The sequence below is a fragment of the Qipengyuania sp. Mu-71 genome, assembly GCF_036867055.1.
Classification (GTDB): Bacteria; Pseudomonadota; Alphaproteobacteria; order Sphingomonadales; family Sphingomonadaceae; genus Qipengyuania; species Qipengyuania profunda.
Genome location: NZ_JBAJHR010000001.1, coordinates 111,234 through 137,041 on the forward strand (window position 1 = coordinate 111,234; position 25,808 = coordinate 137,041).

Consider the following 25,808-nt stretch of genomic DNA (forward strand, 5'->3'; position numbering starts at 1 on the left):
TCCAGTTCCCCAAAACGGATCCCCCCGAGCAAGCGAGCATACATTGCATCAGCTTCTACTCGCATCTTGGGAAGTAGCTCGATTGCGGCAGGGCGTAAATGAACCCGCCAAACGCGCCTGTCGTTCTTCGCGCCTGCGTCTTTCCACCAGCTCAAGTTCTTCCAGGCGATCAATAGTCTGGCCGATGCTAGCGCGCTCTAGCTTCAGTTCCCGAGCCAGCTCTGTCTGGGTCATGCCTGGGCTCCGAAAGATAAGCCAATATACTCCATTGCGTCCGCGTGAGCCCGAATTGTTCAACCGAAGAATCGGCGGTCCTGCGCAAACGCCGGGTCACTTCCTCCATAAGAAAGAACAGCCGATCGGTATCGGTGAGGGAACTTGCCCCCCTTTGTATCCGCGTCATAGCCCGTCATGGCAGCCATCTAGGGCAACCTACCATAGCGGATCAGGAAATAAAGCCGTTTACTGTAAATCGATTTACAATATGAGGTTGCGGTATGCAGTCGCAAACTTTCCATATCGGGGGAAATGGTGGCATCTCCATAGCAGCCGAAGCGACCGGAAATGCCGATGCTTTACCGGTCTTGCTCGCGCATGGGGGCGGCCAGACCCGTCACGCATGGAAACGTGTCACAGCCGATCTCGCCAATGCGGGATTTCGTCCGATCGCAATTGATATGCGCGGTCATGGCGACAGCGAATGGTCTGCCGAGGGCGCTTACGAAACGCGCGACTTCGCTTCAGATCTCGTTGCGATCGCTTCAAAAATGGACCGCAAGCCAGCGCTCGTCGGGGCCTCCCTTGGCGGGTTGGCCGGACTGATCGCCGAAGGACACCTTGCGCCGGGCCGCTTCGCGTCGCTCACTCTCGTCGACATCGCGCCGCGTATGGAGACGGGGGGCGTTATGCGCGTAGTCGGCTTTATGGAGGAGCACGTGGAGACCGGTTTCTCTTCACCGGACGAAGCGGCAGAGGTCATCGCGCGCTACATGCCACATCGCCGCAAGCGCGGAGCCGGCAAGGGCTTACGGCGCTATCTGCGAGAGAAGGAAGACGGCCGCTACTACTGGCATTGGGATCCGGCCTTTATCCGCAACATCACACTAGCCAAGCGAAGCGATCCGGCTCATCAGGAACGCCAGTTTGATGCGCTGAACGATGCAGCCAGCAGGCTTTCGCTGCCATTGCATATTATTCGCGGCGGATCGAGCGATCTGGTTTCCGAAGACGCGGTCGCGCAATTGCTCGAACTTGTTCCACACGCTGAATACACCGACATCGCAGAGGCAACACATATGGTGGTTGGCGATGCCAACGATGCCTTTTCGGCAGCGATACTCGATTTTCTCAAGCGTAATCACAGTCCGCAGGGAGCCGTTACATGACCGATAATCTGACAAGGATCGATCCTAAGCGCCTCGAAGAGATCCTGCAGATTGCCCCGTTTCACCGGTGGCTTGGCCTCACTTTACGGTCATGCTCGAACGAGCAGCTTGAACTGGAGATGCCTTGGCGCGACGAGATCGTGTCAAACCCGGCAATCGGTTCAGCGCATGGCGGCGTGCTCGCCTCTCTGATCGATTTAACCGGGCTCTACACCTTATTGTCGCAAGGTACAGGGGCCAAGGCGACCGCCGATCTGAGGGTCGACTACCACCGCCCGGCAACCTCGGGACCACTCGTAGCATCGGGCAAAATAATCAAGATCGGTAAAAATATCTCGGTCGCTGAAACACGTGTATACGGTCCTACTGGCAACCTTTTGGCTAGCGGCCGCGGTGCCTACGTATGCTAACAGCGTTATCCTAATGGAACTAACTGCAGGGCGAAAATTAGCAGGTCTGTTCCTCGAAGACCTGCAAAATAGTCCCACGACTTTCAGAGCGAATTGCGTCGCGATAGCCGCCTTCCAATGAGTGACGTGACCCCCTGATCTTCCCCCCAGCCGGGATTAGAGCCGAGCTGCGTTGATGCGTATGAGCGCGGTTGAAGCAATGGGCTGCGCAGCGGAGCCCGTAGGGCGTGGCGAAGCAGGCCATTGCTTATCTAGTTCGGCGGCGAACGCCGCCGGTGTCGCGTAGCCAAGGGATGAGGGCGGTCTCTCTCGGTTGTAGTCTTCCACCTGACCTGCCCCATCAGGGTGGTCCACCGGTTAAGTTAGAGTTCCGGCGGTTGGGGTCGCCCTGCTGGGCGGCCTGGAGCGCAGCGTAAGGCAGCATGGCAGGACGAGGCAAGATTGTTTGTGGGGCCGGCGGCTGGTAGCCCAGCGAAGAGGGATTCATGCAGCGAACACCGCTGCCGGCCTCTCCCTATCACATCATCGACGATATTGAGCACACGGAACTTTTGTTCGGACGCCACCTAGTCGTGAGCAAATAAAAGTTCGAAAAAGAGGGCTCGACACAGCGAAGCGCCGAACCCTCTTGCAATTAGCGAGTAAGTTTAAAACTTGCCGCGCACGGTGATGCCGTAAGTCCGCGGTTCCGCAAGAAAAGCGGAGAACGTTTGTTGCGGAGCCACGAAAGGCGTGTTGAAGGCCACCTGCGTATACCCAACGTCAAACAAATTATTGACCCATCCCTCGATCGCGAAGCGATCCGCAATATTGGTCAGACCCACACGCCCGTTCACTACGACGAAGCTGTCCTGTTCCTTGCTGAAGAGCAGGTCGGAGCCGGTGTTGTAATCACCAGCCATACGAGCGTTCACGAAGACCAGGCCTTCGAGCCCACTGTCGCCGATTGGCGGCGTCCACGTAAGCGACGATGTTGCCACGATCTCTGGTGCATTCGACAGGTTGTCGCCTGGCAGCAAGCGTAGTGCGGGGTCGAGCGGTGCCCCGGTATCGTCCCCGATAAGATTGTCTTCAAAGCTCGTATCAGAATAGGTGACGCCAAGGGTAATATCCAAATCACGAGCGGGCCGTAGATAGGTTTCGATCTCGACACCTTGAGCGATCACACCTGGTGCAACTTCATCGGAAGAGCATGCACCGGTTGTCGCGCTTGCGTCTCTGTCGGCCCCGCCGAGATCGCTATCGCAACTATTGACCGTCTGCACAATGTAGAACGCCCCATTGAACGTGTTCAACTGGAAGTTACTGAACTCTTGCCGGAAGCCTGCAATGCTAACCCCGAACTCGCGTGTCGAGTATTTGAGGCCGATCTCATATGCATCGACTGTTTCTTCATCGAACTGCAGCGCGGCTGCCGAGATATTGGCCGGATCGAACGCAAGCGGATTTGACAGTGCAGACCTGTCGAGGTTGAAACCGCCCGCCTTGTAGCCGCGTGAATACGAACCGTAGACTAGCAGATCGGGAGTTGGCTTCCAGCTCAGGATAGCCGTGCCGGTAAACTCCTCTTCTTCGCGCGAGTCTTCGAGAGAAACTCCATCGAGCTCCGATGTCGAATTGCCTTGGCAGGAAAGGCTGATGATACCACCGGCCAGAGGTGCCAAAGTCGGAACACCCAGAAAGCCTCCGAGCAGATTGCGGTTTGTCGGACAAACCGTGTTGTCGTTGCGGAAAGTTGCGTCGAAGTCCTTGGTTTCGTTTGTATAACGAAGCCCCAGCGTCAAATCGAGCGTATCCGTGATCGCAAAGATATTATGCGTGAAGAACGCGAAGTTCTCACTCGTCTGATTGTAGACCTCGCTGACCGTTCCCAAATCGCTGATGCTTGCAAGGTTGTTGATACCTGCGAGGATCGCCGGGGTTGCAGCGCCGAATGCCGGGCTTCCGGTCAGCGTACCGTCCAATGCCGCCACGTTGGCACCCAGGCAATTGGAAGCCCCCGGATTGACCAAAGCCGGGTTGATCGCGATAGCGATGCGGCACGCTACGAAATTGCCGTACTGGGTGCCGAACCGCAGATTGTCACGCACCTGCAGTTCTTCATTGGCGTAATACGCGCCGATCAACCAATCGAGTTTGCCATCGAAGGCCTCACCGGTAAGGCGCAGTTCCTGAGTGAATGTTTCAAAGTCTCGAGCAAGAGCATTCTCGGTCGGAGCGCGGTAGAGAATATCGACAGTAGTGTAATCGGTGTCAGATCCCTGGCTGTTGGCATATTCACGGTAGCCCGTGATAGACGTCAACGTGACGTTCCCGAAATCCCAATTGATCTCAGCCGAAATACCGTAGTCTTCGGTTTCGCCTTCATAGCTTCTGCCCGGCGTAGGGTACAGGTCGCGGTTGAATGTATCCTGGGTGAGGGCACGCGGATCCTGCCCAAGCGCAAGCAACACGGGAACGATCGGATTTGCGGTACTCGTCAGGGCGGCCCCATCCGATGGCCTCGTAAAGGGATCAAATCCAGCGCTGATCCGTGCAAGCGGAGCAAACTCGGGCTGGACGAACGTCGCGGCACAGCACGCTTCGTCCTTTTTGGAATAATCCCCGACAAGGCGAATGGACAGGTCGTCATTGGGTTCGAACAGGAGCTGACCGCGGACCAGATAACGATCGCGATTGTTGATCGTCCCGCCGTTGGTAATATCGTTGTAGAAGCCGTCGCGCTCAAAATACACGCCGTCCACACGCGCAGCTACGGTGTCGCCAAGCGGAGCGTTTATGCCACCTTCGACGCGGATCGCATCATAGTTGCCATAAGTGAAGGCCCCGTATGCGCTGAAATCGAACTCGGGCGGTGCGGTGTAGATATTGATCAGGCCTGCCGATGAGTTCCGCCCGCCCAGAGTACCTTGGGGACCGCGAAGGATTTCGACCCTGTCGATAGGGCCGAGCTCACTCAGGGCGCTTCCCGAACGAGAGCGATAGACTCCATCGACAAAAACCGCGACCGAACTTTCCAGACCAGGGTTGTCGCCGACCGTGCCGATACCGCGAATACGCGCGGAACCGTTAGCTTCGTTGCCGGTGGAAGACACCAGCAGGGACGGTGCAACCTGGTTCAGCTCACGTATGTCGCTGGCGCCCGAATTCTGGAGGGTTTCTCCGGAAACAGCTGACACGGCGACTGGAACATCCGCCAAGACCTGCGATCGCCCTTGCGCGGTAACAATGATTACGTTTTGGTCTTCGACATCGGCCCCTTCAACCAGATCCGCATCGGGTTCGCCAACATCCTGGGCGAAGGCGGCTGTCGGTGTGAAGGCAAGTGCCGCTGCCAATGCACCAAGGGCGCAATGGTGGCGTGATGGAAATCTTTTCATGTGCCTCTCCTCTAAGAATGTGCCCCATCCTAGGCACTAGTCGATGTTAGAAACGATGCCGATAAGCGCGTTTCATTTCAAGACTTGGTAGATGAATTGACGGATTATTTCACATTGTCGACAAGCATGTGGCAAAAATGCCATGCAGGTCACTACATGCAGGTTTCTAGTAGCCAGAAAGCTTGGAAAATCGGTCCTTTAACCAGCTCGACGAACCGAAGCTCTGCTCCAGCACGCGGGCGCGCTTGAGATAGAAGCCGACGTCGTACTCATCGGTCATGCCGATCCCGCCGTGCAGCTGGATGCCCTCGTTTGCCATGGTGTGCATAACGCGGTTGGCTTCCGCCTTGGCGATGGTCGCCGCGCGCGCCACGCCGAAGCCGGCATCGACGGCTTGCAGGCCCGCCTCGACCGCGCTGCGCATCTGGGCGAGATCGGCGAAGAGGTCCGCCATGCGGTGTTGCAGCGCCTGGAAGCTCGCCAGCACCTGGTTGAACTGCACGCGCTGCTTCAGATAGTCGAGCGTGTCGTCGAACACTTGCTGCGCCATGCCGAGCATTTCGGCTGCGGTGAGCACGCGCGCGCGGTCGAGCACGTCATCGAGCAGGTTGTCGCCGCCATTGGCGAGCTTCTCCGCCGCCGCGCCGTCGAAGGTGACGTCGGCATGGCTGCGCTGGTCGGTCAGCTTGCGGGTGGTGAGCGCGACGCCGTCGCCTTTCTCGACCAGGTAAAGCCCGTCCTTCGCCGCGACGACGAACAGGTCCGCACCATGCGCTTCATGGACGAAGGCCTTGGTGCCGCTCAGCTTGCCGTCGGACACACTGGTCTCGATCTTCGCAGGATCGTGGCTCGGCCCTTCGTCGACGGCGAGGGTGGCGATGGCCTCGCCGCTCGCCAGCCTGGGCAGCCACCTGGCCTTCTGCTCGTCGCTGCCGCCAAGAACGATCGCCGAGGCGGCGACGGTGTTCATCACCAGCGGGCTGGCGGTGAGCGTCTTGCCGAGTTCCTCGACGACGAGGCCCGCGGACAGGAAGCCGAAGTCCGACCCGCCATGCTCTTCGGGGATGATGACCCCGGCCCAGCCCATCTGCGCCATCGTCGCATAGGCGTCGCGGTTGAAGGCTTCGGGCTCGCCGCTGGCGCGGACCTTGCGGAATTCGGTGACCGGGCTTTCGTTGACGGTCCATTCGCGCGCCATATCTCGCAGCATTTCCTGTTCTTCGTTGAGAACGGCCATTGTCCTTGCTCCCCTCTCTTACTGGTGGTCGAGCATGCCGAGCACGCGCTTGGCGATGATGTTGTTCTGGATTTCGGTCGAGCCGCCATAGATGGTGGTCGCCTTGCCGAAGAGCCACGCGCGCACGGCCCCGAGCTCGCCGTCCGAAAAGCCGTCGCCTTCCCAGCCGAGGCCCTGCAACCCGCGGATTTCGATCAGCAATTCGCTGCGTTCCTGGCTCAGCTTGGTGCCGAGCTTCTTGAGCACAGAGCTGATTTCGGAGACGCCGCCAGCTGCCTTGCTCTCTTCCATCGCGCGGCGCGCGGTGAGCAGGAAGCTGTTCCAGCGGATTTCGAAATCAGCGATCTTGTCGCGCAGCACCGCATCGGCGAGTTCGCCGTCGGCGCCCGTCGGCTGGTACTTCTTGGCGATATCGCCAAGGCTCTGGCCCATGAGTCGGGCGAGGCTGCCGCCGCCCGAGATATTGGTGCGCTCGTGCTGCAGAAGGCGCTTGCCGATGGTCCAGCCCTGGCCTTCCTCGCCGACGAGGTTTTCCTTCGGGACCTTCACGTCGGTGAAAAAGGTTTCGCAGAACGGGCTGGTCCCGCTGATCATGGTGATCGGGCGGACTTCGACGCCGGGCGTGTCCATGTCGATCAGCATGAAGCTGATGCCCTTGTGCTTGTCGCTCTTGTCGGTTCGTACAATTGCAAAGCACTTGTCGGCCCATTGGCCGCCGCTGGTCCAGGTCTTCTGGCCGTTGACAAGGTAGTGGTCGCCCTTGTCCTCGGCAAAGGTCTGGAGGTTCGCGAGGTCAGAGCCGGCATTGGGTTCCGAATAGCCCTGGCACCAGCGGATTTCGCCGCGGCAGATCGGCGGAATATGCTCCTGCTTCTGTGCCTCGTTGCCGTATTCGAGCAGCGTCGGGCCGAACATCATGACGCCCATGCCGCCGATCGGGTTGTAGGCACCCGCCTTGGCGAATTCCTGGTCGATGATCTTGGCCTGCGCCTTGGTGAGGCCGCCGCCGCCGTATTCCTTCGGCCAGGTGGGGGTGCCCCAGCCGCGCGCGCCCACGGCTTCGCGCCACTTGGTCTGCGCCGGCGTTTCATTGGTGGGGCCGTCCACGCCGGCCAGCGCGTTCGACTGGCCCTTGAGTTCGGCGGGAAAATTGTCCGCCAGAAACTGCTGCACTTCCGCGCGGAAGGCGTCTTCGTCGGTCTGGGTTGCGGGCTCGATTTGTGTGGCCATGGGTGTTTTCTCGAAGAATCAAGGAAAGACAGATAAGAATGTAGGCTACGGGGACGAGGATCCCTCCGTCAGTATTGTTGTTCGGGTAGGTGAAGAACCAATCCATCCAGCATCGGCTTCATCGGAATCTGACAGGCAAGGCGACTGTATTCAGTGGTGCCTTCGGCGAACTGCAAGAGGTCGGCCTCCATTCCATCATGCATAAGCCGACCCACCTTGTCGATCCATTCGGGATCGACATGCACATGACAGGTCGCGCAAGCACATACCCCTCCGCAATCGCCATCGATACCCGGCACGTCATTGTATAGCGCCGCTTCCCTGGCTGTCTCGCCTTCTTCTATTTCGACCTCCCGTCGCTCACCATCGCTAGCCACGAACGTAATTTTGATCATCTTGAACTCCGCATTTCGATCTCGAGAGTCAGCGGGCGCGGAGCCGCACCGGCAGCCTGGTGATTCCGCGGACGAGGTTTGAAAAAAGACGCTCTGGTTCACCTGTAACCTCGACCCGGGAAAAGCGCTTGTGAATTTCTTCCCAGATGATCCGCAGCTGCAGTTCCGCGAGCCGGTTTCCCATGCAGCGGTGAATGCCATAGCCGAATGAGAGGTGATGGCGCGGATTTTTGCGGTCGATGATGAACTGGTCCGCGCGCTCGATAGCACTCTCGTCGCGGTTGCCTGACAGGTACCACATCACCACCTTGTCGCCCTTCTTGATCTGTTTGCCGCCGATCTCCCAATCTTCCAGCGCGGTGCGGCGCATATGAGTGAGGGGGGTCTGCCAACGGATGATTTCCGGAACCATTTTGCTAATGAGCGAAGGATCCGCGTCGAGTTTCGCGTACTCGTCCGGGCTTTGGTTCAAGGCGAGCACGCCGCCGCTGATGGAATTGCGTGTTGTGTCGTTTCCACCGACGATCAGCAGCATAAGATTGCCGAGAAACTCGAGGAACGGCATGTCGCGCGTGGCGGGAGAATGAGCCATCATCGAGATGAGGTCGTTCTTCGGCTCCTCGTTTATCCGTTCGTCCCACAGAGTCTTGAAATACATCGCGCAACCGATGAGTTCTTCGCGCCGCGCCTCGTAGGATTCGACGATCCCGGTTTCAGGTGCCGCAGTTGCTACATCGGACCAGCGCGTCAGCTTGCGCCGCTCCTCCCAAGGGAAATCAAACAAGGTTGCCAGCGTCATCGTCGTCAACTCGATCGCAACCTTATCCACCCAGTCGAAATCTTCGCCAATCGGGAGTTCATCGAGAATCTCTCCCGCGCGCTTGCGGATGATCGGCTCGAGCAGTTGCAGGTTGGACGGAGCCACTGCCGGAGTCACCGCCTTGCGCTGCTGATCGTGCTTGGGCGGGTCCATCGCTATGAACATTTCAAGTTCGAGCGCGCCTTCCACCGAATGCATGTCCTGGATTGCAATTCCGCCTAGCTTCGCTTCCGAAGAGAAGACCTTATGATTGGTGTCCACCGCCATGATGTCGTCGAACTTGGTAATGGACCAGTAAGGGCCGACATAGCTCTCGCGGCAGTAGTGGACAGGTTCTTCGGCGCGCAACCTGTCAAAAAATAGACCGATGGTATCGTTCTGAAACAGGCTTGGCCGGGCCACGTCGATTTCCTCGATCGGAATTGACGCGATCCTCGCCGCGGCATCCGGCTCGGCGATCTGGCTGTCCATAAGAACTATTCCTTCTACATCTCAGGCCTGATCGGCCTTCAGTCATCCTTAAGGGAGACATCTCGTGCAGTCAATAAATCGTATACTCTTTTAGTCCCTTGCAGACACCAATCCCATCGGATAGTGTGCCGATCCAACGAAGGTTTGCTAATATCCTTATACTTTTTATTCGAGAGGTGCGGGTGTGCTGATGAGTGGCGGATGTCAGCGGTGAAGAAGGCCAAGCGTGCCCTTTCTCTTGCGCAAAGCATCGTGCGGGACATCGAGGCGGGTCGCCATAACCCGGGTGACAGGCTTCCGCGCGAGGATGAAATGCTCGCGCGTTACGAGGTTGCGCGCGCAACTTTGCGGGAGGCTTTGCGGTTCCTGGAATTGCAAGGGGTCATCCATCTCCAGCTCGGCCGTGGTGGAGGTCCCGTCGTAGCCCGTCCGCAGACCGGCGATTTTGCAAGCAGTTTGTCATTGATTCTGCATTTCATGGAAGCCGATTTGCGTGGTTTGCTTGAATTGCGCGAAGCAATTGCTCCCGATGTCGCAGGGTATGCAGCCCAGCGTGCAACTACCGCTGATCTCAGCGCGTTGGCAGGGTGTCTGGCGGAATTGAGGCATCATGAAGCCTCTGATCAATTCGAGGAACTTAATCGCAGATTTCACGACTTGTTGGGTTGGGCGAGCGGCAATCCGCTGTTCGGTTTGCTGACCTCTGCGATGCATCTGTTGACCCGCGAGTTTTCCCATTCGCTGGGATATTCGGCACAGGAACGGGCGGTGCAGATGAAGTTTCTGGTGCGGGTGCTCGAGGCAGTGCGGACTGGCGACAGCGCCGCGGCCCGTCAAGCAATGAGCCGGTTGGTGGCCGGCTCTGCCGTCTATCTTTCGGAGCGCAGCCCCGAGCTGGTCTCGCAGCGGGTGCGGTGGGGGCAGCTGTAGAATTTTCAATAGTTTGAGTGTGCGTTTAGGCAAGTGGCTGGAGAGGAAGAATGGCGTTGAAGAGCCGAATATGCGAAATGCTGGGGATCCGGTACCCGATCCTGCTTGCCGGGATGGGCGGAGCGAGCGTTCCGGCGCTGGCGGCTGCGGTTTCGAATGCCGGCGGGCTCGGGGTCCTGGGTGCCGCGGCGTGTTCGCCCGATCAGTTGCGTGACTGGATTCGCCAGACCCGGGAATTGACCGACAAACCTTTCGGTGTCGATACGCTGCTCCCCGCGTCGGTCAGGCGCGGCTCTGCCCCTCAAAGCGGTGCTGCACCCCAAAATCCCATGGATCTGATGGGTGAATATCAGCAGTTCGCGCGCGACTTCATGGATCGTGAAGAGCTTCCGGAGGTCGATGCTGCCGCCGCCATGCGGGCGGCGGGCGCGCCTGAAATGGGCAAGGGCGGCCCGCAGTTGTTCTCGAAGGAATTCTTTGAGGCGCAGATGGAAGTGGTGATCGAGGAAAAGGTGCCGGTTTATGCTGCCGGCCTTGGCAATCCTGAACCGTGGATGGATCGGCTCCATGCCAATGGCACCAAGGTCATGGCGGTGATCGGCAAGGTCAAGCACGCCGAACAGGTCGTCGGGTCGGGCATCGACATGATCGTCGCGCAAGGGCACGATGGCGGAGGTCACAACTCGCCGATCGGGACTATTTCCTTGATTCCCCAGGTGGTCGACGCCGTTGGCGATCGTGTTCCTGTCCTTGGGGCCGGCGGTATCTCGGATGGCCGGGGTGTTGCCGCTGCGATGATGCTGGGGGCAGAGGGCGCGTGGGTCGGCACGGCATTTCTCGCGACCGAGGAAGCGGGCATCGAGCGCTTCCAGAAAGAGGCGATCACCGAAAGCGGCGATGCCGATACGGTCGTTAGTCGATCGCTTACCGGCAAACCGGCGCGCATGATCCGTAACAAATGGGCCGACGCCTGGGTGCAGGCCGGAAAGGAGCCTCTGCCGATGCCCTATCAGTCGATGATCTCCGGCCCGGTCATGGCCTCCGGGATCAAGGCAGAGCGCAAGGATGTCATCCCCGGCTTCGCGGGGCAAGGCATCGGCCTGATCGATTCGATCCGGCCTGCCGCCGAAGTGATGCGCGACCTGGTCGATGGAGCCGAGAAGGCGTTGGCGTCCGCTGGTATCTACAAGTGAAGCGCAGGAGGCAAGAAGATGGCTTACGCCAAAGGTCATGAATTGCGCCGCCCCGTAGAGCCTCTCAGAGCGCTGGGGCAATGAGGCAGTTGATTGCCGACAAGGAGGATACGGCGCAGGTGTTCCGTATCGTCAAGGCATTGTCGGGCAATTCCTATTATCGGAATTTCAATCGCTTCATGAAGTCGAGCGATGGGCGGCGTATCGCTTCCGACCGGGCCGACCTACTTGAAACCTTGTGCGATCGCAAACGCCTTGCGACCTGTGCGTCTGGCACGCTTGGCCGAGCCTACCTCGATTTTGTTTACGGGGAGGGTCTGACAGCAGAAGGTCTGGCGGAAGCCAGCGAGGCCGGAGGTCTGGAGGACCTCGGCGACCCCGATGTTTCCCTCTATCGTCGGCGCCTTCGCGATTCGCATGACCTGTTTCATGACGTCGCCGGATACGGCAGGGACGCACTGGGCGAATTGTGCGTGCTGTCCTTCGGAAACGCGCAATTCTATAATCACGGGATCGCTTTCATCTTGGGCGTCGGCATTCCCAAGATGAAACTGGAAGCTGCCCAGTTGCCAGTGGCGCGCGCTGCATTTGAAGCGTGGCGCCGGGGCCGGGCTGCAGCCGATCTGACCACCTTCTACTGGGAAGAAAATCTCGATCGTCCGTTGGAGGATGTCCGCCGCGAGTTGCGACTGCGTCCGCCGGAGACCTATCAGAGGGTGCGCGCTCTTTCCGAACAGCTCGAACGCGATTACCAGGCGGTCAGGCAGGCATGAGCTTAAGCGACAAATCGGCCATCACCGGAGTGGGCGAAACCGCTTTCGTGAAAGGCACCGAGAAAACCGCGGTCGACATGATGCTGGAAGCATCGCGCAAAGCCATAGCAGATGCAGGGCTGAAGCCGTCGGATATCGACGGCATGGTTCCTCCGCCGATCTACACCACCTCGGAAGAGATGGCGGCTAACCTCGGTATCGAAGTTCTGCGCTATGCCTCTACGGTCCACATGGGCGGGGCGAGCCCTACCACGGCACTCCAGAACGCCGCGATGGCAATTGCCAGCGGCTTATGCGACCATGTGCTGGTGACGCTCGGGTGGAACGGTTATTCCGCCTTGCGGCCCAAGCCTGGCGCACCGCCGACGCGGCCGATGAACATGAACACCCTGACGAATACGATCCAAGGCTATTACATTCCGTATGGCGTGTTCCTGCCGGTGCAGATGTATGCCTGGCTCGCCACCCGGCACTCCCGAATTTACGATATCGGCCCGGAAGCGATGGCGGCCGTTGCACTGGCGTGCCGTCGCCATGCGCAGATGAATCCGCAGGCCTTCACTTATGGCCGGGAACTGGATGCCGAAACCTACCATTCCGCGCGCTGGATATCCGAACCCTTTCGCCTCTACGATTGCTGTCTGGAGACTGACGGGGCATGCGCAGTCGTGGTTTCGCGAATAGACCGCGCCAGGGACATGCCGCATGTTCCCGTGAGCATCGCCGGTGCGGCTGAAGGGCATCCTTACCCCGCCGACGATATCCCTTCGCGTCCCGACCCCTTCAAGATCGGCCTGAGCTACGCCGCGCCGCGCGCGTTCGAAATGGCGGGGGTCGATCGCGAAGACATGGATTTTCTGCAGATCTACGACTGCTTCACCTACGTGGTTCTCCTTCAGCTGGAGGCCCTGGGCTATTGCGAACCAGGTGGACAGGCAGAGTTCGTCGCGAATGGCCAGATCGAGCTGGGCGGGCGCTATCCCGTCAACACCCATGGCGGCCTGCTGAGCGAGGCCCATGTTTGGGGACTGAACCATGTCGTCGAGGCGGTGCGTCAGTTGCGCCACGATTGTGGGGAGCGGCAGGTCGAAGGCGCCCAGACCGGCCTGGTGACCGGCTGGGGCGATCTGGGTGACGGCAGTATAGCGATTTTGAGGAGGTTTGCGTGAGCGACGAGAAAGATCTGCCGCCCAAGATGCGCCCCTCGGCGCAGGCCGCACCAGCCAAGCCAAAGCCGCGCCCGCAGGATCCGGTGGAGCAGGAATTCTGGAACCGGTGTCAGGACGGCAACCTTTACTTCCAGCAGTGCGAAGGATGCGGCAGTTTTCGGCATTTGCCGCGCTATATGTGCGCCCGATGCGGTTCTCCTGAATGGTCGTGGGAGCGTAGCACCGGCAATGGCACGCTGTTTTCCTGGACGGTGACCCATCAGGCACTGCATCCCGCCTTCGCCGGCGAGATTCCCTTCATCGCTGCGGTGGTGGAACTGGAGGAGGGAGTGCGCATGGCAACCCGGCTGGTCGATTGCGCGCTCGACGAGCTTGAGCTCGATCTGCCGGTCACGCTGGATTTCGAGCCGATCTCCGAAGATTTTCGCCTGCCAGTATTCCGACCCGTCGCGATCGCGCGCGCAGAAGGATAGACCAAGATGGATCTCGACTACGGACCCCAGTATGACGCGTTTCGCGAGGAAGTGCGCCAGTTCCTGCAAACCCACGGTCACCGCGCACCCGATGGCCAAGGCCGTGCCGCGCGCCCTTCCCCCGAAGCCGTCGAATGGCAAAAGCTGTTGATCCTGCATGGTTACACGGCGCGTACGATTCCCAAGGAATACGGCGGATACGGAGCCGAGCCGGACATCCTGAAATCGCGGATCATTGCCGAGGAATTTTCGCGCGCTGGCATCCCCGCAGGCCTTGCGAACCAGGGCATTTCCATGCTCGTTCCCACGCTGCTGGAACTCGGAACCGAAGCCCAGAAACGGCAATGGATCGAGCCGACCCTAAATGGCGAGATAGTCTGGTGTCAGGGATATTCGGAACCTGGAGCGGGATCGGACCTCGCCGCGCTCAAGACCAGCGCCCGCGTCGAAAATGGCGACTTTGTCATCAACGGACAGAAGATCTGGACCAGCACGGCCAAGCAGGCGGACATGATCTTTTGCCTTGTTCGGACCGAACCGGACGCGCCCAAGCACGGCGGCATCTCCTACTTGATCTTCTCGATGGACACACCAGGGATCGAGGTCCGACCACTCAAGACCATGACCGGTCATGCCGAGTTCAATGAAACGTTCTTTACCGACGTGCGGGTTCCCCTGGATCAGATCGTCGGGCAGCGCGGGCAGGGGTGGTACGTGGCCAATGCCACACTGGGCCATGAACGTGGCATGCTGGGCGACCCCGATGCACTGGAAAACCGGCTCCAGGCGCTGGTCAGGCTGATGCAAAAAGAACGCATCGGCCAGGGTTGCGCAATGGACAACGCCGTTCTGCGTGACCGGCTGGTTGCATTGCAAGCCGAAGTCGCGGCGATGAAATTCAACGGCATGCGCATCCTGTCGAACAGCCTTAGGGGGGATGCCGGCGGCATGGCGAAACTTGTCGTGAAGCTGCAGAGCTGTGAGCTCGCCCATCAGATTTCCGCGCTCGCGATCGACGCAATGGGCGAGATGGGCATACTCTATCACGGAAGCGAGCGCGAGCGCGAAGACGGTGCCTGGCAGTGGAACTACATGTTCCAGCTTGGTCTGATCATCGGTGGAGGCACCGCCCAGATCCAGAAGAACATCATCGCCGAACGCGGGCTGGAAATGCCGCGCGAACCCAAGTTCGCAACGCCTCCCGCCGTCGAACAGGCGACGGCCGTTGCAAGCGGGCAGAATAAGGGAGCCGCCTGATGGATTTCGGACTTTCGCAAGACCAAGAGATGCTCTGCGACGCGATCAGCCGCACTCTTGCTGATACTTGTCCGCTCGATCATGTGCGCGAATGCGCGGAGGGCTCGGTTCCCTTCAGCGACAACGTGCGTTCGGCGCTGGGCGAAATCGGCATTTGGGGAATGATGGTTCCCGAGCAACATGACGGGCTCGGGATGACAATGCTCGATGCCGCCGCTGTGGCCGAGCAGCTCGGCTATGCCGTCGCGCCGGTGCCTTTTATCGGTGCCCATGTACTGGCACCCCTTGCGCTGGCACAGGGCGGTAGCGAGGAGTTGAAGGCGCACTGGCTGCCGAGGATAGCGAAGGGCGAGGCGCAAATCGCCGTCGCGATCGCGGAAACGGTGGAGATCCGGGACCGGGCAGGCGTGGACTTCGACGGCGCAAAGCTCGACGGAACGGCTTTGTTCGCGCTCGACTTCCTGGAAGCCGACGCGTTTCTGGTAGCCGATACCGCCGGTCGTATGCACTTCGTAGCTGGCGATGCTGCGGGTCTGGAGAAGGTTGCTCTCAAAACGATCGACCGCACCCGGAGCGTAGGGGAGCTGCGGTTTTCTGGCGTAGCGGGCGAGGCTCTCGCGGACGATGGTGGGGCCACAGTCAGGCGCCTGCGGGACGCCGGCCGGGTGCTCCTGGCCGCCGATAGCCTCGGTGCGGGCCAGGCTATGATCGAAAAAGCGGTCGACTATGCCGGGCAGCGCGAACAGTTCGGACGAGTGATCGGCAGCTTCCAGGCGGTCAAGCATATGTGCGCGGAAATGGCTGCCCGCCATGAACCATGCCGTTCGCTGGTCTGGTATGCCGCCCATGCGTTCGATGCGACGCCCGACGAGGCTTCGCTGGTGGCATGCCATGCCAAATCACATACGGGCGAAGTCCACCGTTTTGTCGCCCGAACCTCAACCGAGGTGCATGGGGGGATGGGTTTTACCGATCTCCTAGGTCTGCATTTCTGGTTCAAGCGAATCGGTTTCGACCGCCAGGTTCTGGGAAGTCCCGAAGCGGTCCGGGCCGAAGCAGCGGCCTTGCAGGGGTGGACGCAGGTCGCATGAGACGATGAATTAGGCGCACGCTACCGACAAAATCGTGGCCACCAAGGAGAGAGGAATTAATACGTGATCGACTGGAACCTTGGCGACATCCTTGATGCAATCGAACCTGCGGTCCCGGAAGATGCTCCGGCGCTGATTCACGGCGACCGGATCATTAGCTGGCCCGAAATGTCGAAGCGTTCGAACAATTTGGCGCGCAATCTGCGCGCGCAAGGTGCAGGCGACGGGGCGAAGATAGCCTTCTACATGCGCAACCGTTCCGAATACGGGGAATTGATGGCCGCGTGCTTCAAGGGCCGCCTCACGCACGTGAACATCAATTATCGTTACCGTCCCGAGGAGGTTTTCTACATCTTCGACGATTCCGATAGCGAGGTAATTGTTTACAGTTCCGAGTTCCGCGACTGCATTCTTGAACTGAAGGAACGGTTGACCAAGGTTCATACATTTGTAGAAATCGGCGATGCTTCGCAGATCGCTTCCTTCGCGCTTCCTTACGAAAAACTTGTAGAAGGTAACGGCGCGCCTCTCGATATCGAGCGTTCTCCCGATGACCTGCTGTTCATATATACAGGCGGTACCACCGGCATGCCCAAGGGCGTGATGTGGCGACACGATGATATGCGCAAGGCTCAGCTCGACGCGCAAAAGCTGCTGGGTCCGGTTCCCCAGACCATGGAGGAAATGGTGGCCCTGGTGAAGCAGGGCGAGCTTGCGCGCATCACTTTGCCGGCGTGCCCGCTGATGCATGGAACCGGGTTCATTACTGCTATTGGCACGCTCATGTCGGGCGGGGCCATCGTCACGCTGTCCGATCCATCCTTCGACGCGGAAGAATTGTGGGATGCGGTGGACCAGCACAAGGTGCAGAGCATCGCCATTGTCGGTGACGCTTTTGCCAAACCCATGCTGCAGGCGCTGGACGCCCACCCGAAGCGCTGGGACACGAGCAGCCTGATTTCGATCATCTCGTCCGGCGTCATGTGGAGTAAACAGGTAAAGGCGGGCCTGTGCAAACATATCCCCCAGGTCATCCTCATGGACAGTTTTGGCGCTTCGGAAGGGCTGGGCTACGGCTTGTCGGTGACGACCGCACAGGGCGGCACCAACACCGCGAAATTCGGGATCGGGGAATTTTGCGACGTATTCGACGAGAACGACCGGAAGGTCGAGGCGGGGAGCGGCGTGCCCGGCTTTATTGCCCGCAAGGGCGCAATCCCCACAGGATACTACAAGGACCCGGAAAAGTCGGCCAAGACTTTCAGGACGATCGATGGCGTGCGTTACTCCATCCCGGGCGACTGGTGCCGGGTGGAATCCGATGGAAGCCTGACCTTGCTGGGCCGCGGCAGCGTCTGCATCAACACCGCAGGTGAAAAGGTTTACCCCGAGGAGGTGGAGGAAGTGCTCAAAACCCATCCCGCCATTGCCGACGCGCTTGTCGTCGGGGTGCCTGACGAAAAATGGGGCGAAGCGGTGACCGCTGTGGTGCATTTGACCCAGGATGCGGACTTCGACGCGCAAGCGATCAAGGATCACGTGCGCCAGCAACTGGCAGGTTACAAAACGCCCAAGGCGATTTGCCCAACGCAAACCGCCTTGCGCGCGTCAAACGGCAAGGCGGATTATACTACGGCTAAAGACATCGCGAAAGCGGGTGCCGGGGCCTCGTGAGCCATTCGCCCCCTCCTGACTATGATGTCGTAATCGTCGGGGCCGGGTTCAGCGGAATATACCTGCTTTACAAGCTGCGTCAGGCGGGGTTCGATGTTCTGCTGGTAGACGCAGCGGAGCAGCCGGGCGGAATCTGGTACTGGAACCGCTATCCGGGAGCACGGGTCGATTCCCAGGTTCCACTTTACGAATTTTCCATTGCGGAAGTATGGAAAAGCTGGACGTGGAGCGAACGATTTCCAGGCTGGGAAGAACTGCGCGCCTATTTCCTCCACGTCTGCGATACGCTCGACCTCTGGCCGGCAATGCGAATGAAAACACGGGTCGAAAGCGCGCCGTTCGATGAAGACACCGCCTGCTGGCGATTGAAGCTCGACGATGGCGGAAAAGTAAGCGCGCGTTTCCTCTTGCCGGCCCTGGGGTTCGCCTCGAAACCCTACATTCCCGATATCCTGGGCCTTAGCGATTTCGAAGGCGAATGGTGCCATACCGCCCGCTGGCCGCAGGAAGGCATCGACCTTTCCGGCCGCCGGATCGCCCTGATCGGCACGGGTGCCAGCGGCGTACAGGTGGCGCAGGAGGCGGCAAGCTGCGCGGAGCAGCTGACGCTTTTTCAGCGAACCCCGATTCTCGCCCTTCCCATGCGGCAGGAAAAACTGGACGCTGATCGTCAGCTTCGCGAAAAATCCGAATATCCCGCTGTCTTCCACAAAAGGCTTACGACAAGTGGCGGTTTCGAATGCCAATCGCTGGACATCTCGGCCCTGGCTGTGACCGAGGAAGAGCGGACTACGCATTTCGAGGATTTGTGGCAGCGAGGAGGGTTGCGCTTCTGGTATCATAATTTCGCTGACATACTGACGAACGAGGACGCCAATCGCCACGCCTACGAGTTCTGGTGTGACAAGGTGCGCGAGCGGATCTGCGACCCGACCATTGCCGAGAAGCTCGCTCCCGATGAGCCGCCACATCCCTTCGGGACCAAGCGACCATCGCTCGAACAGAATTATTACGAGATCTTCGCACAAGACAATGTTACGCTGGTCGATCTGAACGACACCGCGATCACTCGCGTCACCGAGGCCGGGATAGAAACAGCCACTGGCATGATCCCGTGCGATCTCATTGTCTTCGCGACCGGCTTCGATGCCGGTCGTGGCGGGCTCATCGACATGAACATCACCGGCCGCGGTCGGCTGGCGCTGGCAGAAGCATGGAAGAGTGAGATCAAAGCCTATCTGGGCATGGCCGTCGCCCAATTTCCGAACATGCTGTTCGCCTACGGCCCGCTCAGCCCTTCAGGCTTTTCCAACGGTCCGACAAGCGCCGAAATCCAGGGTGACTGGATCTGCGATTTCCGGATCTGGCTGCGCGATAACAGGATCGGCCTTTTCGAAGCCGATGCGCTGGCCGAGCGAAGCTGGACCGATATGGTCGCCCAAGTAGGGTCGATGACGCTCTTCCCCAAGGCTGAATCGTGGTACATGGGCGCCAATATTCCCGGCAAACCCCGACAACTGATCAATTTCCCCAGCGTATCTGGTTACGCCGATCTATGCCACGATGTCGCACGGCACGATTATCGTGGTTTTATCAGGAATACACTATCCGGTATGGAGACTGCGCCGAAATGAATGAAATGAAACCAATCCACGACGGGTCAACAGATATTGATCCCGTATGGGCCGGCGACGGGGCGGATATACCCGAATGGTTCGCCTGGGCGCTGAGCGTGCCCCGTGAGGAAGGCTTCGTAGAGGTTGGTGGCGCGCGGGTGCATTATCTTCGCTGGGGCAGGCGTGACCGGCCCAAATTGCTCATGACTCACGGTTTTCTCGCCCATGCCCGCTGCTTTGCCTTCATCGCACCGTACCTTGCCGAAGACTACGACGTGGTGGCGTTCGATCTGGCCGGTATGGGCGATAGCGAGATGCGCGGCGTGGCCGATATAGCTGCGCGGGGAAAGGAATTTGTCGAGATCAGCGAAGCGCTCGATTTGTTTGCGGATGGAAGCAGACCGACGATCATCGCCCATAGTTTCGGCTCGGGTGCAGCGCTGACCGCCGTTTCCCAATCGCCGGATGCCTTCGCCGGCGTTATTGTCTGCGATCTCATGGTGATGCGGCCCGAAAAGCTGGAGAAATACTGGACCATGGGCAGATCGAGCCCCGGGTCGGGTAATCCTGACAAACCGGTGCGACGCTACCCGACCTACGAAGCGGCGCGCGAGAGGTATATCCTGTCGCCGCCGCAGGCAGTTGGTGAGCCGTTCCTGATGGATTACATGGCCTATCACTCTCTCCGCCGCGATGGCGAGGAGTGGACATGGAAGTTTTCTCCCGAAGTGTTCCGGCGCAGCAACAAGCCCGACGAATGGCTGACAGTAGGCCAGAGGCTGGTCGATGCGCCCGGGCGCAAAGCGATTGTGTACGGCGAGAAAAGTCAGCTCTTTGATCGCGATTCCGCCCGCTATATCCGGGAACTGGGAGGGGGAAAGATACCAATTGTTGCAGTGCCCGATGCACGCCATCATCTCATGCTGGATCAGCCGCTCGCGTTCGTCGCTGCGCTTCGGGCGGTACTGGCCTTTTGGAGCCTCTGAGATCCCCCATACTAAGAGGCTGGTTCCTGGTCAGAGGCCAGCGAGATGGGGGCAAAGGGCGTCCATATTCATCTTGTACTATATCCGAACTATTGTCGCCGTCGGCACGGCGAACGCTTCGTTGGTCTCGATGCCAGCTGGGGCAAAAGCTTTATCGGGAGCAACTCGCTTAGCGCGCCAACCATTGCTGATCTTTAGCAAACGTTCACTCCGCGTGCGATCTGGATCGTGGCCCATGGGGTCAAAAGATAAGGCGCTTTACTAATATCACGCGGATGTATATGCCCATGGACGGGGATTGGGCTAATTCTCTCCCTCTCCTCTCCACAGACTAAGGGGCGACCCTCGAGGTCGCCCCATTTTGCAGTAAGCGGCGGAGCCAATTATCGTCGCACTGAAGAGATGGGAAGGGATGCTATATGACACTGAGAGCGATGGTGCTCGCCACTTCGGCCATCTTGGCTTGGCCGCAGATGGCTTTAGCGCAGGATCCCACAACTGATGAGGCGGAACCCCAAGGATCCGTAATCATCGTTACGGCCCAACGCCAATCTCAAAGTCTGCAAGAGGTGCCGATCGCGGTCAGTGCCTTCGATGCTACGGCTCTCGAAAGCCAGCAGATCGAAAACGCTGCTGACCTTCAATTGACGCTCCCGAACGTCTCATTTTCGAAGGGCAACTTCACCGGGTCGTCCTTCACCATCCGTGGTATCGGCGATCTTTGTGTTGGTGTGACGTGTGACGCAGCGACGGCTATCCATATCAATGGTTCCCCTCTTTTTGGTACCCGGCTGTTCGAAACAGAATATTTTGACCTTGAGCGAATTGAGGTCCTACGGGGGCCGCAGGGCACCCTCTTCGGCCGCAACGCTACCTCGGGTGTTGTCAACCTTGTGACAGCCAAGCCTGACCTCGGTTCTTTCGGCGCGGCCGGAGAGTTCGAGTATGGGAATTACAACAGCATCAAGGCCGAAGGGATGGTCAATGTCCCGATCGGCGATTCTATCGGCGTTCGGGTAGCCGGATTCTTTCTGAATCGCGACGGTTACACCACAAACCTTTTCGACAATTCGGATGTCGACGACCGAGACATGTACGCTGTTCGTGGTTCTCTTCGTTTTGAACCCGGTGCCGATACCACTCTCGACTTCATGGCATATTATTTCAGGGAAGATGACACCCGTTTACGTAATCAAAAGCAGGCCTGCCAGCGTGACCCGCTCGGCGTGCTGGGTTGTCTGAACAATCGCCGCGACTTTGACATCACCAATGCCAATTCCACAGTCGGCGCAACGCTCAGTTCGCAAGAGTTCTTCGCTATTCAGGGAATTCCCTCAGTACTGGGATTGGGAAGCCTGTACGGCCCCGACGCATTTGCAGGATTCGATAAGCCCGACGATGTGCGCACGGTAAACACGGCGTATACTCCATTCTATTTTGCCGATGAAGTGCAGCTACAGGCCCGTCTCGAGCAGCGCATCGGAGCTATGACACTGACTGCAACCGGTCTTTATCAGGACACCGAAGTCGATTCCCGGCAGGACTACTTTCTGGGCATTCAGGATCGTACCGGCTTTGCTACGGCCTTGAACGTGTTGTCCGGCTTCGCGGCCAACGGTTTGCCTACCGGCCTCCCCGCACCTGCACCGGCGTTCGTGCCAGGTTCGTCGGCGTATTTTACCCCGATTGTGGAGGCTCTCATCCCCAATGGCCCAGGGGGCGTATTGTGCACCTCCGATAACGATGATGGGAACAGGGGCGCGTTCGAAGGTAATGTATTGTGCGGCGAAACGCCGCTATCCTTCGACAGGTCTTCAGAGCAACGCGAATCCTGGAGCGGCGAAATCCTCCTTTCCAGTGATTTCGACGGAGCATTCAATTTCCTGCTCGGAGGGATCTATGCAAAGTCCAAGACTACCGACAACAGTTACTATGTAAACTCATTCGCGCTTGACTACGCCAGTGCCATTCTGGGATCGTTTGGTACTTTGGCAGGCGGTGCACCGCCATCCTACTTCGCAACATCCATGTACCGCAACAATTCTCTCGAGGCTAATCTTGAGAGCTTCGGTGTGTTCGGGGAGATCTACGTCGACCTGACCGAGCGTCTGACCTTCACCGGAGGTTTGCGGTATAACGACGACAAGAAAGACGTGACTGCGCGCACGACCTTGATTAGCTTCCTCAATCCTTACGCGAATGACGGGGAGCCGTTCGACAGCCCGATCACTCCCTTAACCGGTCCCTCTGGTCTTTTTGATGCCGATCCTGGTACGCCAGGTGAGCAGCTAACGCAATTTAGAGAAGTAGGTTTCGATGAAATAACCGGGCGTGCGGTGCTCGACTACGAAGTTACGCCTGACAATTCGATTTACGCATCTTATGCCAGGGGCTATAAATCCGGGGGTATCAACCCGCCCCTTTCGCCCGTTTTCGATGTGGCTGAAAGCTTCGGATCAGAAACCATCGACGCATTTGAAATCGGATCGAAAAATACCTTTGCGAATGGCGCACTGCAATTAAACGCTACTGCATTCTACTATAAGTATAGCGGGTTGCAGCTTAGCCGCATCGTCGCCCGTACCTCAGTTAATGATACTATCGATGCCGATATCTGGGGTGTGGAACTAGAGTCCGTTATCCGGCCCGATCCCGATTGGCTTGTCAACTTGACGTTCAGTTATCTCAACGCGGAAGTTGCCGGCGACCAGTTCTTCTCCAATCCGCGCGACCCGGGTGGCGGCGATCCTGATGCCGTCATCATCAAGGATATTAGCAACGGTGCTAATTGTGCCGTAACCGGGCCAGCCCCCGGCGCGGCCGACGCATTCGTGGCCGGAGTGAACGCAGCTCTGGGTCTTCGTGGTCCCGAAGAATTTCCTAATGACGGCAATCTTGCGTCAAGCGGCGCATTCAGCATTTGCGATGTCTTGGCCGGAGCCGTTCCGGCGGGCAGCGGCCTTGCGGTATTAAGCCCTGGCGTAGAGGTCAACATAAAAGGGAACAAGTTGCCGCAGGCCCCCGAAATGAAGGTTTCGATGGGTGTGCAGTACACCGCCACTTTCGACAATGGCATGACTCTGGTTCCTCGCGTGGACGTAGCGCTGACTGGTGAGCAATACGGCAATATCTTTAACGGCAGGGTCAACCGGATCGAGCCATTCGTGCAAGCCAACGCGATCGTGCAGTTGAACAGTGCGGATGAGCGTTGGTTCGTGCGCGGATTTGTTCAGAACATTTTCGACAGCAGCTCGGTGACAGGATTGTACTTGACCGACGCATCCTCGGGGAATTTTACCAATATCTACACTTTGGATCCTCGTAGATATGGTGTTGCTTTGGGGTTCAGTTTCTAACAGGTCCAGATCGTGTTGGCGGGGAGATCGGTGGTCCTCCCAACGACCCGAACGGACAGTGCCAGCTAGTTCGTATTTCGACCCATGACTTTATAGCTTTTCCAGAGCGGCGTAATGCTCGATGACCGCCTCGTAAGCCTACCGACGAGGCGGTCATCGAACCGGCCAAATGCGAGCTGCACTCGAAATGCCTGTACGATCGCTCGTTGATGTCGCTACGAGATGCTCGCGGAAAGCTTAAGGCCTTACATAGAAACGACAATGAAGAGTCACCGAATAGTGCAATCGGGATATCCGATGGTGATACTGGCAAACGCACTCTGCGAAAGGCGGAAACATGCTGACCCCTATGATCCAAGATTGGGTCGTAGTGCACGAGGTGCTGACGCGTTAGGAAAAGTTGGAAGGGGCTGCGGGGCAGACTTCTGAGAAAACTTATCCTAACTCTGTTCAGGTTTCATAACTGATTTTCGATCGACCGGAGCTGGCTCAACCGACGTGCGATTGTCGCGAGACAATTCGACCCATCCCAACCCAAGCGACTTCTGGATCGCGATCCAGCCATTTGTCATGGCGGCGATCGCCCGATCGAGATTTGCTCTGGCCTGTTCGCGCTTGCGGATCGAAGTGTTGAGTTCGCCTTGCGAGATTACCCCCGCGGCGCGGCGTTGCTCGTTAAGCTCCGCAGCCGTGTCGGCCTGCCGACTGATCTGCGCCAGCGCGGCTACGTTGGCTCTTTGTTGCCCGAACCGAGCAAGCGATTGTTCGGCGTCGCGTAGTGCGCCCAGGACCACTTCAAGATAGCGCGCTTCGGCCTCGTCGCGCGCACTCTCGGCCTGATCGATCGATGCTGCCGTGCGGCCGAAATCAAGCAGGTTCCACTGCAGCCGCGGCAAAGCGATTGCCGATAAGTTGCCCGGGTCCAGGATGTCGTCGGGCTCCGATCCGCCCAAACCGAGAATCCCCATGAAGGAAATCTTGGGGAAGCGAGCAGCCTCTGCCACGCCAATGCGCGCATTCGCCGCGGCCAGCATGCGTTCGGCGGCTCGAACATCCGGCCGCCGCGCTATTAGCGCTGCGGGATCGCCCACCGCGACCCGTTCGGGGGGAAGCGGAATTTCGGCCTGAGCCGCCAGGAGCCCGTCGAGTGCGCCGGGCGCTTCGCCCGTCAGCACCGCGAGCGTGTCTTTGAATACATCGATGTCCGCTTGAGCTTCCGCGATCTGCGACTTGAGCAGTTCGAGCTCGGCGTTCGCGTTACCGACCGGGAACAGCGCGAGAGCGCCCTGTGTATAGCGCTGATAGGTCAGTTCGAGAATTTGCTGCTGCAAGTCGCGCTCTCGCTGGACAAGCTCGAGCCGCCCTTGCGCTTCTCGCAGGCTCACATACGCCCGCGCGATTTCGGCGGCGAGCTGGACTTTCGCATCCTCGGCGTTCGCCACCGAGGCCGCAGCCTGAGCGTTAATGGCCTCGACACGCCGTGCCTGCCCCCCAGCGAAATCGATCTCCCAGTTTGCATTGAGCCCGACGTTGTAGACGCTGAGGCTGTCCTGCTCTTCGGTGTCTGCAGGAGCGCCGGGCGATCCCGGGGGCGGGCCACTGCCGATATCTAGCCCTGGGATATTCGCCTGGACCGCAGTCGCCTGCGCAGCCACGGCGGGTAGCCGGTTGGCGCGCTCCTGGCGGACAGAAGCCCTTGCCTGTTCGATGCGAGCGCGCGCCGCGGCCACGCCCGGATTGCCGACCAGCGCGCGCGCCTCCAGTTCATTGAGAACCGGATCGCCGAGCAGCGTCCACCAGTCGCCGGCAATCGGCGCAAACGGATCGATTTCGGGGCCGGCGCGTACGAACGCATTGCCTGCGGCGGTCGCAAGTTGCGGGGGACCGGCATAGTCGGGACCGGACATGCAACCCGCGAGGAGCGCCATGGGAGCGAGGAGGGTTAGGGTCTTGCGCATAGAG

General features: G+C 59.0%; 20 protein-coding genes and 1 pseudogene. 13 read left to right on the plus strand and 8 right to left on the minus strand.

Going from position 1 to position 25,808, the window contains the following annotated elements; all coding sequences use genetic code 11:
• Nucleotides 1-48: 48 nt before the first annotated feature.
• On the minus strand, nucleotides 49-234 hold the full coding sequence (locus V6B15_RS00520; protein WP_228135198.1) for a MarR family transcriptional regulator: 186 nt from the start codon (nucleotides 232-234) through the stop codon (nucleotides 49-51).
• Nucleotides 235-497: 263 nt separating this feature from the next.
• Between V6B15_RS00520 and V6B15_RS00525 the strand changes: the two genes are divergently transcribed.
• Together V6B15_RS00525 and V6B15_RS00530 are read left to right on the plus strand one after the other, a co-directional pair.
• On the plus strand, nucleotides 498-1,385 hold the full coding sequence (locus V6B15_RS00525; RefSeq protein WP_006834196.1) for an alpha/beta fold hydrolase: 888 nt from the start codon (nucleotides 498-500) through the stop codon (nucleotides 1,383-1,385).
• A complete protein-coding gene (locus V6B15_RS00530; RefSeq protein ID WP_006834195.1) occupies nucleotides 1,382-1,795 on the plus strand; it encodes a hotdog fold thioesterase in 414 nt (137 codons plus the stop codon). Before V6B15_RS00525 ends, V6B15_RS00530 begins: the two co-directional genes overlap by 4 nt.
• A gap of 156 nt (nucleotides 1,796-1,951) precedes the next feature.
• On the opposite strand, the pseudogene V6B15_RS00535 reads toward V6B15_RS00530, so the two are convergent.
• The 6 genes and pseudogenes from V6B15_RS00535 to V6B15_RS00560 form a co-directional block, all read right to left on the minus strand.
• A pseudogene (locus V6B15_RS00535) lies at nucleotides 1,952-2,131 on the minus strand (IS3 family transposase); the annotation flags it as partial.
• A gap of 311 nt (nucleotides 2,132-2,442) precedes the next feature.
• Nucleotides 2,443-5,175, minus strand: a complete 2,733-nt coding sequence (locus V6B15_RS00540; protein ID WP_063506921.1) for a TonB-dependent receptor — start codon at nucleotides 5,173-5,175, stop codon at nucleotides 2,443-2,445.
• Nucleotides 5,176-5,341: 166 nt separating this feature from the next.
• Nucleotides 5,342-6,412: an acyl-CoA dehydrogenase family protein gene (locus V6B15_RS00545; RefSeq protein WP_006834193.1), complete on the minus strand. Its 1,071-nt coding sequence runs from the start codon at nucleotides 6,410-6,412 to the stop codon at nucleotides 5,342-5,344.
• Nucleotides 6,413-6,430: 18 nt separating this feature from the next.
• Nucleotides 6,431-7,642, minus strand: coding sequence for an acyl-CoA dehydrogenase family protein (locus V6B15_RS00550; protein ID WP_006834192.1), 1,212 nt, complete (start codon nucleotides 7,640-7,642; stop codon nucleotides 6,431-6,433).
• Between the two features lie 68 nt (nucleotides 7,643-7,710).
• Nucleotides 7,711-8,037, minus strand: coding sequence for a 2Fe-2S iron-sulfur cluster-binding protein (locus V6B15_RS00555; RefSeq protein WP_006834191.1), 327 nt, complete (start codon nucleotides 8,035-8,037; stop codon nucleotides 7,711-7,713).
• A gap of 28 nt (nucleotides 8,038-8,065) precedes the next feature.
• Nucleotides 8,066-9,328 carry a cytochrome P450 gene (locus V6B15_RS00560; protein WP_006834190.1) on the minus strand — a complete coding sequence of 421 codons (1,263 nt, stop codon included), beginning with the start codon at nucleotides 9,326-9,328 and terminating at the stop codon, nucleotides 8,066-8,068.
• A gap of 201 nt (nucleotides 9,329-9,529) precedes the next feature.
• On the opposite strand from V6B15_RS00560, the gene V6B15_RS00565 reads away from it, so the two are divergent.
• The 11 genes from V6B15_RS00565 (at nucleotide 9,530) to V6B15_RS00615 (ending at nucleotide 23,846) form a co-directional block, all read left to right on the plus strand.
• Nucleotides 9,530-10,258, plus strand: coding sequence for a FadR/GntR family transcriptional regulator (locus V6B15_RS00565; RefSeq protein ID WP_006834189.1), 729 nt, complete (start codon nucleotides 9,530-9,532; stop codon nucleotides 10,256-10,258).
• Nucleotides 10,259-10,308: 50 nt separating this feature from the next.
• Complete coding sequence (locus V6B15_RS00570; RefSeq protein WP_006834188.1) at nucleotides 10,309-11,451, plus strand: NAD(P)H-dependent flavin oxidoreductase; 1,143 nt, start codon at nucleotides 10,309-10,311, stop codon at nucleotides 11,449-11,451.
• An 80-nt stretch (nucleotides 11,452-11,531) separates the two neighbouring features.
• On the plus strand, nucleotides 11,532-12,224 hold the full coding sequence (locus V6B15_RS00575; RefSeq protein ID WP_006834187.1) for a Coq4 family protein: 693 nt from the start codon (nucleotides 11,532-11,534) through the stop codon (nucleotides 12,222-12,224).
• On the plus strand, nucleotides 12,221-13,393 hold the full coding sequence (locus V6B15_RS00580) for a thiolase C-terminal domain-containing protein (protein WP_006834186.1): 1,173 nt from the start codon (nucleotides 12,221-12,223) through the stop codon (nucleotides 13,391-13,393). The genes V6B15_RS00575 and V6B15_RS00580 overlap by 4 nt, the downstream gene beginning before the upstream one ends.
• A complete protein-coding gene (locus V6B15_RS00585) occupies nucleotides 13,390-13,866 on the plus strand; it encodes a Zn-ribbon domain-containing OB-fold protein (RefSeq protein ID WP_006834185.1) in 477 nt (158 codons plus the stop codon). Before V6B15_RS00580 ends, V6B15_RS00585 begins: the two co-directional genes overlap by 4 nt.
• A gap of 6 nt (nucleotides 13,867-13,872) precedes the next feature.
• A complete protein-coding gene (locus V6B15_RS00590; RefSeq protein WP_063506922.1) occupies nucleotides 13,873-15,123 on the plus strand; it encodes an acyl-CoA dehydrogenase family protein in 1,251 nt (416 codons plus the stop codon).
• The gene (locus V6B15_RS00595; RefSeq protein ID WP_050599567.1) at nucleotides 15,123-16,214 is read left to right on the plus strand and encodes an acyl-CoA dehydrogenase family protein; all 1,092 of its coding nucleotides are present in this window, start codon (nucleotides 15,123-15,125) and stop codon (nucleotides 16,212-16,214) included. Before V6B15_RS00590 ends, V6B15_RS00595 begins: the two co-directional genes overlap by 1 nt.
• A gap of 63 nt (nucleotides 16,215-16,277) precedes the next feature.
• Entirely contained in the window at nucleotides 16,278-17,888 is a 1,611-nt protein-coding gene (locus V6B15_RS00600) for an acyl-CoA synthetase (protein ID WP_006834182.1), read from the plus strand.
• Complete coding sequence (locus V6B15_RS00605; RefSeq protein ID WP_063506924.1) at nucleotides 17,885-19,522, plus strand: flavin-containing monooxygenase; 1,638 nt, start codon at nucleotides 17,885-17,887, stop codon at nucleotides 19,520-19,522. The genes V6B15_RS00600 and V6B15_RS00605 overlap by 4 nt, the downstream gene beginning before the upstream one ends.
• A complete protein-coding gene (locus V6B15_RS00610; protein WP_050599570.1) occupies nucleotides 19,519-20,490 on the plus strand; it encodes an alpha/beta fold hydrolase in 972 nt (323 codons plus the stop codon). Before V6B15_RS00605 ends, V6B15_RS00610 begins: the two co-directional genes overlap by 4 nt.
• Before the next feature lie 419 nt (nucleotides 20,491-20,909).
• Entirely contained in the window at nucleotides 20,910-23,846 is a 2,937-nt protein-coding gene (locus tag V6B15_RS00615; protein WP_006834179.1) for a TonB-dependent receptor, read from the plus strand.
• A 440-nt stretch (nucleotides 23,847-24,286) separates the two neighbouring features.
• On the opposite strand, the gene V6B15_RS00620 is transcribed toward V6B15_RS00615, so the two are convergent.
• Entirely contained in the window at nucleotides 24,287-25,774 is a 1,488-nt protein-coding gene (locus V6B15_RS00620; RefSeq protein WP_006834178.1) for an efflux transporter outer membrane subunit, read from the minus strand.
• Between the last annotated feature and the right edge of the window lie 34 nt (nucleotides 25,775-25,808).

What these genes read in the sequence shown, in the direction of transcription:
- V6B15_RS00575 (WP_006834187.1), top strand. Translation starts at nt 11,532, where the DNA reads ATGAGGCAGTTGATTGCCGACAAGGAGGATACGGCGCAGGTGTTCCGT.
- V6B15_RS00550 (WP_006834192.1), bottom strand. Translation starts at nt 7,642, where the DNA reads ATGGCCACACAAATCGAGCCCGCAACCCAGACCGACGAAGACGCCTTC.
- V6B15_RS00540 (WP_063506921.1), bottom strand. Translation starts at nt 5,175, where the DNA reads ATGAAAAGATTTCCATCACGCCACCATTGCGCCCTTGGTGCATTGGCA.
- V6B15_RS00530 (WP_006834195.1), top strand. Translation starts at nt 1,382, where the DNA reads ATGACCGATAATCTGACAAGGATCGATCCTAAGCGCCTCGAAGAGATC.
- V6B15_RS00610 (WP_050599570.1), top strand. Translation starts at nt 19,519, where the DNA reads ATGAATGAAATGAAACCAATCCACGACGGGTCAACAGATATTGATCCC.
- V6B15_RS00525 (WP_006834196.1), top strand. Translation starts at nt 498, where the DNA reads ATGCAGTCGCAAACTTTCCATATCGGGGGAAATGGTGGCATCTCCATA.
- V6B15_RS00590 (WP_063506922.1), top strand. Translation starts at nt 13,873, where the DNA reads ATGGATCTCGACTACGGACCCCAGTATGACGCGTTTCGCGAGGAAGTG.
- V6B15_RS00520 (WP_228135198.1), bottom strand. Translation starts at nt 234, where the DNA reads ATGACCCAGACAGAGCTGGCTCGGGAACTGAAGCTAGAGCGCGCTAGC.
- V6B15_RS00565 (WP_006834189.1), top strand. Translation starts at nt 9,530, where the DNA reads ATGTCAGCGGTGAAGAAGGCCAAGCGTGCCCTTTCTCTTGCGCAAAGC.
- V6B15_RS00615 (WP_006834179.1), top strand. Translation starts at nt 20,910, where the DNA reads ATGACACTGAGAGCGATGGTGCTCGCCACTTCGGCCATCTTGGCTTGG.
- V6B15_RS00595 (WP_050599567.1), top strand. Translation starts at nt 15,123, where the DNA reads ATGGATTTCGGACTTTCGCAAGACCAAGAGATGCTCTGCGACGCGATC.
- V6B15_RS00620 (WP_006834178.1), bottom strand. Translation starts at nt 25,774, where the DNA reads ATGGCGCTCCTCGCGGGTTGCATGTCCGGTCCCGACTATGCCGGTCCC.
- V6B15_RS00580 (WP_006834186.1), top strand. Translation starts at nt 12,221, where the DNA reads ATGAGCTTAAGCGACAAATCGGCCATCACCGGAGTGGGCGAAACCGCT.
- V6B15_RS00560 (WP_006834190.1), bottom strand. Translation starts at nt 9,328, where the DNA reads ATGGACAGCCAGATCGCCGAGCCGGATGCCGCGGCGAGGATCGCGTCA.
- V6B15_RS00570 (WP_006834188.1), top strand. Translation starts at nt 10,309, where the DNA reads ATGGCGTTGAAGAGCCGAATATGCGAAATGCTGGGGATCCGGTACCCG.
- V6B15_RS00555 (WP_006834191.1), bottom strand. Translation starts at nt 8,037, where the DNA reads ATGATCAAAATTACGTTCGTGGCTAGCGATGGTGAGCGACGGGAGGTC.
- V6B15_RS00545 (WP_006834193.1), bottom strand. Translation starts at nt 6,412, where the DNA reads ATGGCCGTTCTCAACGAAGAACAGGAAATGCTGCGAGATATGGCGCGC.